Raw genomic sequence first — 14,061 nt, forward strand, 5'->3', positions numbered from 1 at the left:
GAGCCGACTTCGGCATCCCAACAGATGGATCGAGCCCGACCACAACGAGTGGCCGGTTCACCGTGCGATGGCAGCGCTCCGCGCCTCATTCAACGACGCCGACACCGTATCGAGGTCGTCGTCGAAGAGGTCGGCATAGACATCCAGCGTCATCGCGGCCGACGCGTGGCCCAGCATCCGCTGCACCGCCTTCACGTTCGCTCCCGAACTGATCGCGAGCGACGCGGCGGTGTGGCGCAGGTCGTGCACCGTCATCCGCTCGAGGCCCGCAGCATCCAGCGCCGTCATGAACCATGATCGCGACGCTCCCGACGAGCGCGGACGGCCGAGGTAGCCGACACCATCCCCGAAGAGCAGAGCGTCCCGCGGCTTGCCCTCGCACAGCTTCGCGATCGGCAGCTCGAGGAACTCCGGATAGGGCACCGATCGCACCTCGTGGGTCTTCGGCGTGCCCACGTGGATCTCGGCGCCGACGCGCACGGCGTTCTCGTTCACGGCGAGACGCCGACGCAGCGCATCCACGTCACGCACCCGCAGTGCCGTCAACTCTCCCCAGCGCAGCCCCGTGTACGCGGCGAGGTACACGAGCGTCGAGAACTCGCCCGCGGCGACGGCGAGCCGTTCGACTTCTTCGTGGCTGAGGTACTGGTGAGCCTTGCGGTGCTTGCGCGGCAGGTTGTCGACGCCCCGTGCGGGGTTGTGCGGGATGCGGCGGTCCTTGACCGCGATGTCGAGAACGGATGCGAGCACCCCGTGCGCCCGGATCACGACCGTCGCACTCTTCTTCCGGGCGGCCTGCCCGCGGGTGCGGATGCTGTCGCGCCGGTCGGTTCTCGCCGTGCCGGCCGCGAGCTGCGATACCCAGGTGCGCACGTCGCTGTGCGTGATCGCCGAGACGGGCGTGGCGCCCCACCGCGGCATGACGTAGACCCGCCACGCATCCTCGAGCGCGCGATAGCTGGATGGCTTCAGGCGAGACTTCTTGGCCTCGAGCCATCCGGGTCCGAGTTCCGAGACTGTCGTGCGTGCTCGTGCCGGCTCGATGTATTCGCCCGTGGCCTTCGACACTTCAACCGTCGCGAGGAAGAGATCGGCATCCCGTTTCGTGCGGAACCCCCGCTTGTCGGTCTGCCGGTGATCGGGCGTGCGGTAACGGACTCGGTATCGCTTGCCGCGGGCTGTCTCGTACGCCTCAATCGTCCCCATCGCTCGTTCGCCTCCATCGCGCCTGGTGCTCTAGGTAGCTGCGCACCCGCTCGACCTCGTTCGCCCGGTACACCGTTTCTTCTTCATCGGTGCGGGGACGCTCGAGGAGCGGCATCCGACCCCAAAGCTCCTTGGCGATCCGCCGGCTCGCCGCCTCATGGTCGGTGCTCGTGAAGTAGTCGGATTGGCGGGCGCGGGCAATCCAGTTCGTGGCGGTTCGCTGCTTCAGACCGAGAGTTTCTGCGACGGCCAGCGCCGGGTTCTCACCGGAGACTTCGGCGATTCGATAGGCGAGCGCCGCGAGGAGCAGCCCGTCAGGATCCGACGGGCGGTAATTCGGTGCGTCCCGCAAGACCCCGTCTCGTCGCCTGAATCGCGCGCGCGGGATCGACTCGGTCCAGCTCGGCAGACCGAGCTCGATTGCCGTGCGAACGATGGAGTGCACGCGCACCGTCCGCCATAACGCTCCGACGATCTCGACCGCCGCCTCGCCACGGTCGAGTCCGAACGACGCGATCTCGTACCGGCGGGATTCCGAGCTGTATTCGAGCCGGAAGCGCGCCATGACGACGTCGTTCGGCTCCAGCGCTCCCACATTCTTGTGATCGACCGGTAGAGACCCTTCGATCCTGGCTGGAAGGGCGATTCCTGGTGGAACCACGATTGTCTGCCCGGAGGTCTCGACGAACTGCGCCATGGGGAGAGTCTGCCACGGTTTGCGCTCCATTGACACAACTACGAAAGAGTCATACTGTGTGCGTATCGATGACATGATGCCGCAAGGAGGTTCGAGATGGATGTCGATGACGAATGGCTCACGCTCCCCGAGACCGCGACGCTCATGTGCATGACGAAGGCCGCCATCGCCCAGCTTCGCTACCGCGGCGTCGGCCCAAGGTTCTACCGCCTGTCGGCGAAGACGATCCTCTACAAGCGTTCCGAGGTCGTCGCGTGGATGGAGAGTCGCGCGTGCACCCGAACGGACGACGTGCTCGCGGCGAGGTAGTGCGGGATTTGGATGCCGCGGCTGCCGCCGCCCATAGGACTCTGGCTCAGTCTTATGATTAACCAAGTTACTCATAAGATTGGGCATCGACATTATGAGCACACCTGCGCCGGCGTCGGCCTGGCCGGCGATCGAGTGGGAGGACCGCACCTGGCTACCCAGTTCATCGTGGGCAGGTCCTGGTCTCGACGCCTATGGCGCAACCTACCGGTCAGCGCTTCCTGCTCGGATCGCGGAGCTCACTCCTGACTCGTCGACGGGGGCCGCATCCGCCGCCGACGTGGCATCGAGGGAGTTGAGTCGCCTCGACGCGGAGCTCGGGGAGCGCGTGGCGTCCTTCGCGCCCATCCTCCTGCGGTCAGAGGCGGCATCGTCGTCGCAGATCGAGAACATCACGGCGTCTGCGCGGGCGATCTTCAGCGCCGAGCTCGGCGCGACGACGAGCCGCAATGCGGAGCTCGTTGCCGCCAACACGCGCGCCATGACCGCAGCGATCGATCTCGCAGACGGCCTCACGCCCGATGCGATCGCGCGCATGCACGAAGTCCTGATGGCCGAGCAGCCTCGCCACACCCCCGGGCGATGGCGTGACGAGGCAGTGTGGATCGGCACGCGCAGCGACTCGCCCGTCGGGGCCGAGTTCGTCGGGCCGCATCACTCGCGCATCGAAACGCTGCTCGACGACGTCACGGCATTCGCCCGACGAACCGATGCCGCGCCCCTCGTGTCGGTGGCGATCGCCCACGCGCAGTTCGAGACGATCCACCCGTTCTCCGACGGCAACGGCCGCACCGGGCGGGCCCTCGCCCAGGCGATGCTGAGGCACCGCGGCGTCACACGCAATGTGGCGGTGCCGGTCTCTGCGGGGCTGCTCGCCGACGTCGAGGGGTATCACCGTGCTCTCACGGCCTATCGAGAGGGCGATGTGTCCCCGATCGTCACGGCTTTCGCGGATGCCGCGCTGCGCGCCGTCGGCAACACTCGGACGCTCGTCGCCGAGCTCGACCGGATCCGTGCCAGCTGGAACGACCGCCTCACGGTCCGACGCTCCAGCAACGCATGGAAGCTGCTCGACGTCCTGGTACGACGGCCCGTGCTCTCTTCAGCCGCCGCAGCCGCAGAGCTCGGCGTCCAGCAGCCGAACGTCTACCCACCACTCACCGCGCTCGTGGATGCCGGCATCCTGAAGTCGAAAGCGGAACACCAGCTCGGCCCGTTCTGGCGTAGTGATGAGGTGCTCACCGCGCTCGACGAGTTCGCCAAACGCGCCGGCCGACGCGAAGCGCTGTGAGGTTCGGGAGTTCGAAAGACGCGGGGTCGTCGGTTCGACGGCAGCGGAGCTACCGCCCCAGCCCACCGCGACCGACGCCTGGCTGCGCCACCGGCCCCGACCACTCGGGCGCCACAGCCCGCCGCGCCGCCCGACTGAGGTCGATCTGCGCACCCCGTCGCGAGTCCTCGATCGTCGGTTCCGGGATGCCGCGCCGCATCGCCGCCGCCAGCTCGACTCGCGCCGCATGGCGCGAGCCCGCCACCACGATCGCCTCATTCCAGCGCCGCCCTCGAGTGAGACCGACGTAGAGACCGGCAGCGTCGACGCCGGGGCCGACGATCGAGGTGTCGACCGTCTCGCCCTGGATGCCGTGCACGGTCGAGGCGTAGGCGAGATGCGCATGCTCGGCCGCATACTCGGTGCGAATCGTGCGACGCTCCGTCGAGTCCCTGAGATTCACCAGGGCGAGCCGGTCGTCGTCCATCCATGTGATGGTCCACGTCGCACGATTCTCCACACCCGCGGCGCTGTCGTTCCGGCGCGTCTGGATGACGTCGCCGACGAGAAGCCGCTGGCCGTCACGTCCGAAGGCGATGGCATCCGTTCGGAGCTCGCCGACGTCTACACGGCGCTGCTGGATCGCTTCGCTGATCGCGTCCGCGTCGTCGTTCGTTGCCACCACGAGCGAGATGCGCTCTCCGCGTCCGACCCGCTCGAACCACGCATCGACCATTGCATCCTGGGCGGCATCCGTGCTCGCAACCCGTGCAACGTGACCGCCCGCTTCGAGCTCGTCCGCAACCGCGACAGCTCCGGCCGATGTAGACACGTCACGCACCCGCAACGTCAACGCGCCGTACGCCGGATCGGCGAAGCGATGCACGGAACGCAGCTCGACGACGTGATCAGCATGGCGGGTGAGCAGCGCCATCGCGCCGGCATGGCCGACCGGCGCCGCCTGACGCGGGTCGCCGATCATCGCGAGGCCCGCACCGGTCTGCTCGAGGACGGCCGCGAGCGCGTCGGCGCTCTGCAGATCGACCATCCCCGCCTCGTCGACGACGACGCGATCACCGCGGCGCAGCGCGAACCGCTCCGGCCCGAGATAGCGGCGACCGGACTCATCGATCTCGCCGAAGCTCATGCGTGACCACCGCTGACTGCCCGCCGGGTCGTCGCCCCACCGCCACCCATAGTCCGCGAGCAGTGCATGCAGGCTCGAGGCCGTCGCACCGACCTCGCGCTCGGCGACGACGGCCGCCTTCTTCGTGGGCGCAACCAGGATCAGCGTTCTGCGTTGCAGAGCGAGCGCATCGCGCGCGACGCGCAGCAGGGTGGTCTTCCCCGAGCCGGCAGGTCCCGTGATCGAGACGAGTCGACCCGTGCCAGCGATGGCGGATGCCGCAGCCAGCTGCGCATCGTCGAGAGCGCCGCGCTCCCCCGCGTGCCGGCGTGCGAGTTCGCGCATCTGCTCGTGTTGCGGCAATGCGCCGGGCGCAGCCAGGCCGGCGAAGCGGTTGCCGACGCGGAGCTTGAGGAGCACGGTCGCCGACGCCATCAGCGCCTTGATGTGCTCCGGCTTCGCTGCATCATCCGGCACCAGATCGAAGGTGTCGTCGCGGGCTCGCGCCACGACATCGTCGACAAGCTCGTCGAGCATCTCTCGATCGACGGCGACGCGGCTTCGCGAGACGGCGCGGATCGCTCCTGCGCGTACGTCCCACTCCGAGAACCGCCCGCTGCTCGACACCGACCTGGCGTCGGCATCAGCGATCGCCATCTGCGCGAGCAGGTCGCGATCGAGATCAGCGAGCGACGCCATCTCGACTCGGGCCGGGCTGAGGGTGCCGAGCAGGAGCGGATCGATCTCGGCAAGCTCGGCCCGCACCCGGGACTGCCACGCTTCCTCATCGAGGTGGGTGGGCTTGCTCGGACGGCCCTGCGCCCACGCGAGAGCATCGATGTGGTGGAGGTCTTCCGCTCCCGGCTCGCGGCTGGGGTGCTCACTGCGCCACGCGGCGATCAGGCGCATGCGGTTCGCCTCGATCTTGTTCGAGCGTCGCGACAGCGGACGAACGACGTGCGCGAGCTGCGCAATCTCGCCGTCGTCATCGAGCGTGTACCCGTGGGCGGCGAGAGCCGCGATCCATCGCGGGTCGGTGCGCGCAGCGAGCTCACCCTCGGCATTGACCACGGTGTGGAACTTCATCGCCACTCGCGAGTCCAGGCTCGACCACTTGCCGTCGACGCCCTGCACCTTCATGTTCAGCCACAGGTGCCGGTGAATGTGCGGATCAAGCGCCCGCGATCTGCTGTGCTGGAGCTCGACGACCTCGAGCCTCGCGATGTCTTCACGGATGCTGCCGCCGTGCCCGCGGCGAGCGTTGAGCTGGCTCTGCCACAGCGTGACCGTCCGGTCGCGCATGCGATCCTGCAGCGCCTCGAACTCGACTGCGAGGTCCGGCGCGAGCAGGGCCGCGATGCTGTAGGACTTCGGGAAGTTGATCGTGCCATCGAGCATCAGATCGGTGTTCTCGGAGCGGTGCACGAGCCCGCGCGGATCTCCGGTCGCAGGGTTCCCGCCCTCGATCCAATGGCGGAGCGCGATGGCGTCGAGCTCGTCACGCGCGATCGCCCCGCCGACCACTGTAAAGCGCGTGACGGTAGCTCCGCCGCCCTCGGCGTAGCGGGCGGCCATCTCGGCGCCAAGTGGCTCGCGATGGTGGGCATCGCACGTCCCGTTAAACGCGTAGGAGAGCGCGTTGCGGATGCCGCGGGAGTCGCCTCCCCGCTTCCAGCTCCGCAGTCCCCCGCGCATGTCGACAGAATACATGCGTAGCCGTGTCACCACCAGGCATGGTGCCTACGTGCATTGCTTCTTCTCTTGTTCTTCGTCGTGGGGAGGGGCGGGGTGGCTTGGCGGGCGCGGGTGGAGTCGGGGCGTGGGGGCGGAGTCGGCGCGTGGGAGCGGAGTCGAGGCGGGCGCGTTCCTTGGCGGCTATCAGTAGTTCGTATATCGGGCGATCATCGTGCTTACATGCGTGCCGGTCAATTGCGACGCTCGCTGACGGCGTCGGCCGATTCCGACTCGTCTCAGGGCGGGTTTGTTCTTCCCGTGACCTGGTCGATCAGATCTCGGCTCTTGGCGTCGACATCTACTTCGACGACGAGATCCAGAACGAGCCAACCGCATCGGCCAGCGCGCAGACGGACCGGCGATCGTGCGTCGCGATATGCACCTGGACTCAAGGGGACCGATAGCTTGATCCCGTGAACTCACGGATGCTGGTCACGCTCATTGCACTTGGAATAGCCGCCCCGTCGCTCGCCGGTTGCGCCGAGGGCGCGAGCGCCCCGGCCCCAACGGTCACCGTCACCGCGACAGTTACGCGCGAGCCGACGATTGTCGCCGCAGAAAGCTCACCGTCGCCAAACCCGCCGCCCCAGCTACCCACGATTGACACGATCAGTTGCGAGAGCATGCTCGCCCCGGATGTCGATGCCTACTTGCGCAACGTGGGCATGACTCCGTCGACCGGGCCATGGCAGTACTTCGAACTCTTCCCAACCGGCGCGAATATCGAGTGCGTGTGGGCTGCGCCCGAGAACCCACGCTCTGTTCGCTTCTATGCGTGGTCGGCGCTGAAACCCGGTGAGAAGGACTCGTTTATCGGCATGGTCCAGCAGAGCGGCTATCACACGGAAACAGGTGCCGACGGAACCTGGCTCATACCCCCCGAGGACACCTATCCCATCGACGACGGGTTCCTAATCACCGAGGAATGGGTCGCTTATGCAGACACGCGTGAGCGCATCCGCGACATCGTCTGGGCGCATTGACCTCCCGCGGAGCGGTGAACGGTTAGCCACCCGCTTGCGACCGCGAGGGACCCCCACTGAGGCATTCGAACTCGCCCGAAAAGTCGCCGCAATGCCTTATGCGTCCAGCTTCCAGCTGGGTGTGTCAGCGCGCGCCTTTGATTGTCTCAGCGATCGTCTTGTGGATGCGCGCTAGGTTGACGATTACGCTTCCTTGTCCGAAGACCCCCCAGGGTCCGGTGATGCATATCTGATACACCAACAACCCAGGTGTGGCGAGCGTGGGTTTGAGGTCAACCTGGAACGGGCACCCGCTTACAGTTATCGATCGCCCCAGCGGGATTGTGTGCTTTGGGTTGTAGGCGGTTCCTGGCCCGTACGGCAAGCGAAAGTCGGCCATGAGACCAGCGATCTGCGTGAGTTTGCCGCCCCCGGCAGGAACACCGCTGAGTGACAGGGGCTTGATCTCGTAGTACTCACGAGGAGGAGCGAAGCTTACGATGTCCGGTCTGCTTTGCGACCGCACGCGCTTGCGGAGTTCCGTCTCCCGCCCGTGTAGATGCGGGTTGTGTCGCACCAGCCCGAGCGTGAGCAGGTCGGCACGTTCGGATTCGTCGAAGTACACATCGACACCCTCCACGCAATCCCGGTTCAAGACACGGCAGAAGTCCTTTTGGATAAGGTCCTCGGCTACGTTGCCCCACGTCCCTGCAACATCAGACCCAAGGATCGTACCGGGGGCGACACAGATGGTCCTAGGGTCACCGCAACCGTCCCTTTTACGGGGCGCGGGCTCGCCTTCGGCACGTGGCGATCGATCGGGCATCGGTGGCACCACTGGGTCGATGGGACGACCGAGCTCGCGTAGTCGGCGGCCCAATTCCTCTGCGGCGCTCGCGCTATCGCCCCCGCGCGTGGGCCTCGGAGCAAGCGCGGCCGATGCAACCACTGCAGCGCCCAGAGCCAAGATCATCCCCAGCGGGTTGCCGGTCATCGTGGTAGCGCTCATGGGCCCCAACGCTCCTCCGCCGGTGGTACCAATCGCCTTCCGATATGCCTCGAGAGCAGCGTCCGCCCTGCGAATTCGTGTGTGTACTTGGATGAACTGACGCCAGGTGACCTTTCCCGCGCGGTAGGCAAGTATCGCTTCGCTCCGAGCGCGGTCAAGCACTATCCGTGCTGCCCGAGACGTGGAGTCGTCGCCGGACTTCGCTCCTCCCGGGATCGTGCGTTGCGCGACAACCTCACCCGTATGCAGCGAGCAAGCGGGTGAGCCGGGACGGCGAGGGGCCCCCGCACCCGACCGACCCTGACTCGATCGTGTTTCTACCCCGCTGGTCGACGTTTCAGTGATGCTCGCCCTTGGGCTGATCTCCGACCCTGGTCGATGGTGGGGCTCGACCAGCCGCTGAAGAGGAGGCAGGATGCCGGGGGTGTAATCCCCGCCATCACCTCGATGCAATGGCGCTTCAGGTGTCCCCGGATTTGCCGCATCCTGCTTGTGAGGATCCTCTTCGACGTGCTGAGCCGAGCAGGTGGCATGCTCCTCGGACAGGCAGTCGCGCGGCGGAGGACAGCACCGCTGAAGCTCGACCGAGTTCGAGCGTCCTTGGCCCTCCGCCGATGGTCGTTGCATAGTCAGCTGACGGGCCACGGCGGCGTTGCCGGCCGCCCTCTGAAGCCCGATAATCCGGGCCGCCCGTGGGTCCCGGCTGGAGCCGATGACCGGCCTACTCTGGGGTCGCGCCGGGGCGACCGGCGGCCTACCCACCTCCAGAAGAGTTGATACGGCCATCTCATCCGTCCAAGTCGCTCAGAGTTCATTTTCCTCACCAACGGTCGAGTAGGAAGCCGCGAGCAGGAACACTGCCCCTTCGGGCACGGCTTCGGCGCATTGGGTTGCTTGCAAGACGAAGCCCCCGCCGGAGTATGTCGGGTGGGGGCTCGCTTGGGGATCTCAGCGGTCGCGGGTGCCCATGATCTGTCCTTCCGTCGGGAACAAGGCGAATCTAGCCAGCGAAGTGGGCTTGCGGGCAATCCATCAGTGGGCGAGCTCCGCCGAGGCTCGCGCAACGCAGAACGGTAGACACGACAGCCCGAGCGCCCGACGCGGCTGGAAGGTTCGCCGGCAGGCGGTCGAGGTAGACCTCGCGAGACGCGCGATCGACGTCTTCTGATTGCCCAGCACAGTCGGGGCAACGATCGCTCGCTGAGGGAGCGGCTTCCGCCCGTCGCGCGACGATCATCCTCGTCGACGAACGTCGAAGCGGCCAAGTCGACGCCACGTTCCCCATGCCGATACCGGGACACAGCGCCGTCGCTGCCGTTTCAAGGTCGTCCGCTCGCGCGAGCGTAGCCTGAGACACGCGGTCTCTGCCGAAGTTATCCACACCGCGGACGACCCGGATCTAGCCGCGCGCCGCGAGGCTGTAATTTCGCCGTCATGACCAACGCGAATCAGCCTGCAACCAAGCCCAAATCCGGCCCCTGGTGGATCTTCAACACCGGCTGGCTGACCCTCTACGGTGTGCTGTCGTTGATCCTCATCCTCGGGATGTGGAGTGTCTTCTCGTCCGGCGGCTGGGCGATCCCCGGTCTGCTCGGGATCCTCTTCTTCACGATGACTGGTCGGCAGATCTGGCTCGCCTCGCAAGGCAACCCCTACAAGACTACGAAGTAGCCCGTTAGGGCGTCCACAGCCCCGCAACGTCCGATCCAGCGGGTACCTGCGCGGTAGAGGACCCGTGCTGCGAACTGGAGATGGCGCACACGCGTCGCTACCAGAGCTCACTGCTCTCCCGGATCCGAAGCTGGAGAGTCTCCTGCCTTTCTGGGTTCTTGGCGCCTGGCCCATCGGTAAAGGCTTCGGCCGACGAGCACGGTGATCACGAAGGGCGCCGCAAGATAGATCCCACGGATGATCCATTCGATTACGGTCGGCTCCCTCCCCCACGTCCAGAAGGCTGGGGTGACGAAGGCCGCCAGACTCACGGCCATGTAGCTGGCCACGAAGGTGGCGCACACTCCGAGAAACGCTACGAAAAGCCGGCCACTCCGAGAGGGCGGTGATTGCCCAGAGTCGTCTTGCGCCGTCTTTGACGCACCCGACTCGATGGCCGCATCCGATGCGGCCGGGAGCGGAATGCTCTCCTCCACCTCCCGCCATTGGACGAATAGGGAACGGGCCAGGGCGACGTCGTCGAAGGCGCGCTGCGCCTCGGCGTCAGAGATTCGGATCCCGAGCGCGTCCCGCGCCGAAGGATCCGCAAGGGAATCCCGGAACTGCGCGAATGTCGTCGCCATAACGGTGATCCTGCCCGATGTCGGGCACCGAATGTACCCCAATGCGAACACTAGAGTTCCTCCCGCCAACTGCATATCCGGCGATCAGCGGATACGCACGAGGAGAGAAGCGCCGGCGTCGGACTTCTCCACGTGAACGGCGGCGTATTCGATCATCGACGTCGAGCACCAGCGTCGGGGCGCGGCGGCCGGGCCAGCGTCGATGCAATCGACTTCATGGCCGATCTTGTCACCTATCTCGCGACTAATGACCGCTCAGCGACCGATGAACGAGCACGCGACCGCCCGAACCCCGTCGCAGCGAGCGGCAGAAGGTTAGCGCGGAACGGTTCAGGTCCCCACCAGGCCCAGGGGGAAGAAGAAGAGACCGAGCAGAATCGCGATTCCCACGCCGATCCATCCCAACACGAGCGCGCGAGTTCTTCCAGGTTGGCCGACGCGAGGCATAGCCCGACGGATGGACATAACCCCGAGGACGACGGCACCGACGGCGATAGCCCACCCAATCGCTAATCCCACCCGGTTGCTCATCGTCAGCGCTGCGCTCCAGCGATCGTCGCTGGGGCCGGAGGTCGCCAATGAAAGCCAGATGCGAACGACCGCAGAAGGAATGAGCAGGGATCCGACTGCGGCGACCACGCTCCAGATCCCGTACGCGGCGGGAACACGCTCAGACACCACGCCCGCGTTCGTCATGCGCAGAATATTCCACAGCGCGGTTCTCGCTGAGCCAACTCGTCACACACTGCTCGTCTAGCCGGCTTCCGGAGGAGCAATTCGGCAGGGATAGCGATCAGGAGCCCCTTCGTTAGAGATCACATCAGAATCGAACGCGGCGTTCGATACACCGTTGCATCCGAGTTGTGGTGGGTGCATCATTCTCGTTACAGAGGAATCTCCTTTGGACCGGTGCTTTTCTGGGGATGGCGCTATGTCTGATGATGATCCGCGCAACTTCGACGACCTGACGGTGCACGTCGACGTCGATGGCCACCATGCCCATCCGCCCGCCTTGAAGAGGCGCCTCGCCACCGTGCTGATCATCAGCGTCTCAGCAGGCATGGCGCTGTGCGGTTGCACGGCTGCGTCCGGCGCTGGGCCGTTGACGACCTCATCGCCGTCCGCCAGTGCGACGTCGCGCACCGCTGCATGGGTGGATTCCTCCGATCTCCCCGACGTCGTGACCTTCGCCGACGGCGAGGGGCTGCGCTCCGGAACATGGCAGGTCAGGTGGAATCACACGGGCCTCTGGGACGGCGGCTACACGTACGTGCTCTCGACCGGAGGTCAGGACGAGGGGCTCTGGGATTACACGCAGAATGCGACAGGCTGCGACGTCCTGCTGATCCAGGCAGAGTACGTCGAGGGCGCCGACGACCTGGCCGCGTCGGACGATGCTCTTGCAGAGTTCAGCGAGATGAACCCCTCGGCGCTCGGCGATGTCGTGTTCGAGAGCACCGCTCGCATCTCGGGCTCGCCGTCGCGCCTGCAGTTCCGCGCGGTCGCCGCCAAGCGAGAAGGCGCGAGCGAGCACGCCCAGGTCCATTCGACCCGGGTGCTCACCGCCGCCGACGCCGAGCTGTCGATGAAGATCGAGTGCCCGGAGGGGATCGACGCCATCGACTCCGCCAACCTGCTGCTCGGCGACCTAGCGGTCGACATCCGCCGTTCACGCGAGCGGCTCGACTTCGAGGCGAGCGCGGGACTCGTTCCCGACCAGTCGATCTGGGAGGATTCGGCGGTCGTCGGCGGCGGCAACTGGACGCTCACGACCCCGGACGACGGTGGGTCGTGGGGCTACACGTCGGCAGACGGCGACTGCACGGCGAACTTCCAGCAGAGTCGCCTCGACGAGACAGTGACTACCGCCCCTGACGACCGCGTCGCGACGGACCGGGCGATGGCCTGGTATTACGGCTGGACCGAGGACGACGTGTCGTCGGACGCGCTTGAGCGAGACATGGGGTTCGGTCCTCCGGCGAACCGCGTCGTCGCTGCCCGGACGATCGAGGCCGTCAACGACAGTGGAATGAACGGGATCCTCGCCGCCCGCGCGTTCCGACAGTCCGGTCTCGCGTTCTTCATCGACGTGTGGTGCACGCAGCGCGTGCCGGCTGACGCCCTGGAAGAGATTCTCGGGAGTGCGTCGATCGTCCCGCCCGGGTGGTGACGGCTCGGCGGCGCTCGCACCCTCGCGCAGGGCACAGTGTCCGCGACCGCGCGGTGCTCGACGCGTGTGGACCATGCCGCCACGTCGGGCCTCCGCGTCGAATCCGACGGGCTAATGCACTGCGCACGCAGACGAGCCGCCTACGTGCAACGCCCGCATGTGGACCGGCCTACGAGCCGTCGATTCGCTCGATCCGTAGATCGACGTCGGCTAGCTCGCCTCGAGTCTTCTCGCGCTCGTTCGGCGTGAAGCGTTTGATCTGCATAGCAATAACCGCGTCAGCCGCAACCGCGCTCAGCGCGAACGTGTCCTGCACGACGCGTCGTAGCCGATCCGTGTCCCCTTCGAGCGAGGTCGTCATCGCGAAGAGCTCGCCTGGTCGATCCAGAACCTCCATGTACGCAGCGAGGATCTCGCGACGCCAGAGAAGATTCTGTCGCTCGTCAGTCACGCGGCCAAACATACCGATTGCCCTGCCGACACTCCTCGCGTCGCGCGCAGGCCTCCCTGTATTCGCGCGCTGAGCGACCGGCTATCGCTCGGCCCGGCAGTGCAGCGACTGACTCTTCACTTGCTCGTCGGATTCAGCTCTCGCTCACGAACAGCAACCGAGGAGACAGACCTGCTGGGCTACAGCGGCTTGCGCATCTGCTGCGTCACGACGTCGTACCCTGCTGACGGGTAGAGCATGATCGCGGGGCGGTTGGAGCCGAAGACGTTCAATTCGAGCGCTCTGGCACCGGCATCCCGGGCCGCGGCTTCGACGGCCGACAGTAGTGCGCGTCCGAGACCTGTGCCCCTCCGCGCCTCGATGACCTCGATGTCGTAAAGGAACGCGACGTCCGGCGCGCCGCGCGGATGATCCAGGCTCACCCACGCCCGACCCAACGGCACACCAGCCGCATCCAGTCCTGTGAGAAGCAGCATCCGCTCCGTCTGGAGGCCGCTGGGCAGGGCCTGTGTTCTCTTCGCGCGCTCGCTGAACCGCTCCCTCAGCCGGCCATCGACCCGCCTCGACCTGCTCGCCGGCATACTCCTCGGCGAGGACGAGCTGCCACTCGTCGAACTCCCTGCGGGTCATCGGCCGCACCGTCACTGTCGCCATTTTGTGATCCTTCACTCCCGCGCCGGGACGTCGTCGGTCCTCGCGGCAAATTCTCGCGCAACCCCTGCAGGCCCAGCGGGCGGAGCACGTCGGGCCCAACCTATGCGCGGATGAGCACCGATGGCGGGCGGCGCCTCGATCGTGGGCGACCGTCGTCGGACAGCGGAACGCTCGTACTC

The 14,061-nt window shown here is 66.4% G+C and carries 13 protein-coding genes; 5 read left to right on the top strand and 8 right to left on the bottom strand.

Translation table 11 applies throughout. The annotated features are described in order from the left end of the window. Positions 1 to 57: 57 nt before the first annotated feature. Positions 58 to 1,206, bottom strand: a complete 1,149-nt coding sequence (locus MJ607_RS19595) for a site-specific integrase (protein WP_243077323.1) — start codon at positions 1,204 to 1,206, stop codon at positions 58 to 60. Further along, positions 1,193 to 1,903 carry a DUF6214 family protein gene (locus MJ607_RS19600; RefSeq protein ID WP_243077324.1) on the bottom strand — a complete coding sequence of 237 codons (711 nt, stop codon included), beginning with the start codon at positions 1,901 to 1,903 and terminating at the stop codon, positions 1,193 to 1,195. Before MJ607_RS19600 ends, MJ607_RS19595 begins: the two co-directional genes overlap by 14 nt. A gap of 96 nt (positions 1,904 to 1,999) precedes the next feature. Here MJ607_RS19600 and MJ607_RS19605 point away from each other — a divergent pair, with 96 nt between their 5' ends. Then, complete coding sequence (locus MJ607_RS19605) at positions 2,000 to 2,212, top strand: AlpA family transcriptional regulator (RefSeq protein ID WP_243077325.1); 213 nt, start codon at positions 2,000 to 2,002, stop codon at positions 2,210 to 2,212. A gap of 94 nt (positions 2,213 to 2,306) precedes the next feature. Then, positions 2,307 to 3,503 (top strand): Fic family protein, encoded by a 1,197-nt coding sequence (locus MJ607_RS19610; protein ID WP_308193865.1) that lies wholly within the window; start codon positions 2,307 to 2,309, stop codon positions 3,501 to 3,503. Positions 3,504 to 3,552: 49 nt separating this feature from the next. Here MJ607_RS19610 and MJ607_RS19615 read toward each other — a convergent pair whose 3' ends face one another. After that, positions 3,553 to 6,303: an AAA family ATPase gene (locus MJ607_RS19615; protein ID WP_243077326.1), complete on the bottom strand. Its 2,751-nt coding sequence runs from the start codon at positions 6,301 to 6,303 to the stop codon at positions 3,553 to 3,555. 464 nt (positions 6,304 to 6,767) lie between these two features. On the opposite strand from MJ607_RS19615, the gene MJ607_RS19620 reads away from it, so the two are divergent. Beyond that, a complete protein-coding gene (locus tag MJ607_RS19620) occupies positions 6,768 to 7,325 on the top strand; it encodes a hypothetical protein (RefSeq protein WP_243077327.1) in 558 nt (185 codons plus the stop codon). Between the two features lie 124 nt (positions 7,326 to 7,449). On the opposite strand, the gene MJ607_RS19625 is transcribed toward MJ607_RS19620, so the two are convergent. Then, positions 7,450 to 8,313: a hypothetical protein gene (locus MJ607_RS19625; protein ID WP_243077328.1), complete on the bottom strand. Its 864-nt coding sequence runs from the start codon at positions 8,311 to 8,313 to the stop codon at positions 7,450 to 7,452. Between the two features lie 1,434 nt (positions 8,314 to 9,747). Between MJ607_RS19625 and MJ607_RS19630 the strand changes: the two genes are divergently transcribed. Continuing rightward, positions 9,748 to 9,984, top strand: a complete 237-nt coding sequence (locus MJ607_RS19630; protein WP_243077329.1) for a hypothetical protein — start codon at positions 9,748 to 9,750, stop codon at positions 9,982 to 9,984. 107 nt (positions 9,985 to 10,091) lie between these two features. Here the strand turns inward: MJ607_RS19630 and MJ607_RS19635 are convergent, their stop codons facing one another. After that, positions 10,092 to 10,607 (bottom strand): hypothetical protein, encoded by a 516-nt coding sequence (locus tag MJ607_RS19635; RefSeq protein WP_243077330.1) that lies wholly within the window; start codon positions 10,605 to 10,607, stop codon positions 10,092 to 10,094. Between the two features lie 330 nt (positions 10,608 to 10,937). Further along, complete coding sequence (locus MJ607_RS19640; RefSeq protein ID WP_243077331.1) at positions 10,938 to 11,303, bottom strand: hypothetical protein; 366 nt, start codon at positions 11,301 to 11,303, stop codon at positions 10,938 to 10,940. A 457-nt stretch (positions 11,304 to 11,760) separates the two neighbouring features. Here MJ607_RS19640 and MJ607_RS19645 point away from each other — a divergent pair, with 457 nt between their 5' ends. Beyond that, positions 11,761 to 12,777, top strand: coding sequence for a hypothetical protein (locus MJ607_RS19645; RefSeq protein ID WP_243077332.1), 1,017 nt, complete (start codon positions 11,761 to 11,763; stop codon positions 12,775 to 12,777). A 169-nt stretch (positions 12,778 to 12,946) separates the two neighbouring features. Here MJ607_RS19645 and MJ607_RS19650 read toward each other — a convergent pair whose 3' ends face one another. Then, positions 12,947 to 13,228: a hypothetical protein gene (locus tag MJ607_RS19650; RefSeq protein WP_243077333.1), complete on the bottom strand. Its 282-nt coding sequence runs from the start codon at positions 13,226 to 13,228 to the stop codon at positions 12,947 to 12,949. Positions 13,229 to 13,407: 179 nt separating this feature from the next. Further along, on the bottom strand, positions 13,408 to 13,704 hold the full coding sequence (locus tag MJ607_RS19655) for an N-acetyltransferase (RefSeq protein ID WP_243077334.1): 297 nt from the start codon (positions 13,702 to 13,704) through the stop codon (positions 13,408 to 13,410). Between the last annotated feature and the right edge of the window lie 357 nt (positions 13,705 to 14,061).

This window comes from Microbacterium sp. SS28, assembly GCF_022761035.1.
In the GTDB taxonomy this organism is placed as follows: domain Bacteria; phylum Actinomycetota; class Actinomycetes; order Actinomycetales; family Microbacteriaceae; genus Microbacterium.

Bases quoted from the DNA above. Each gene is read 5' to 3' on its own strand.
- MJ607_RS19635 (WP_243077330.1), bottom strand. From the start codon at position 10,607: ATGGCGACGACATTCGCGCAGTTCCGGGATTCCCTTGCGGATCCTTCG.
- MJ607_RS19655 (WP_243077334.1), bottom strand. From the start codon at position 13,704: ATGCTGCTTCTCACAGGACTGGATGCGGCTGGTGTGCCGTTGGGTCGG.
- MJ607_RS19615 (WP_243077326.1), bottom strand. From the start codon at position 6,303: ATGCGCGGGGGACTGCGGAGCTGGAAGCGGGGAGGCGACTCCCGCGGC.
- MJ607_RS19605 (WP_243077325.1), top strand. From the start codon at position 2,000: ATGGATGTCGATGACGAATGGCTCACGCTCCCCGAGACCGCGACGCTC.
- MJ607_RS19610 (WP_308193865.1), top strand. From the start codon at position 2,307: ATGAGCACACCTGCGCCGGCGTCGGCCTGGCCGGCGATCGAGTGGGAG.
- MJ607_RS19620 (WP_243077327.1), top strand. From the start codon at position 6,768: ATGCTGGTCACGCTCATTGCACTTGGAATAGCCGCCCCGTCGCTCGCC.
- MJ607_RS19625 (WP_243077328.1), bottom strand. From the start codon at position 8,313: ATGAGCGCTACCACGATGACCGGCAACCCGCTGGGGATGATCTTGGCT.
- MJ607_RS19595 (WP_243077323.1), bottom strand. From the start codon at position 1,206: ATGGGGACGATTGAGGCGTACGAGACAGCCCGCGGCAAGCGATACCGA.
- MJ607_RS19600 (WP_243077324.1), bottom strand. From the start codon at position 1,903: ATGGCGCAGTTCGTCGAGACCTCCGGGCAGACAATCGTGGTTCCACCA.
- MJ607_RS19630 (WP_243077329.1), top strand. From the start codon at position 9,748: ATGACCAACGCGAATCAGCCTGCAACCAAGCCCAAATCCGGCCCCTGG.
- MJ607_RS19640 (WP_243077331.1), bottom strand. From the start codon at position 11,303: ATGACGAACGCGGGCGTGGTGTCTGAGCGTGTTCCCGCCGCGTACGGG.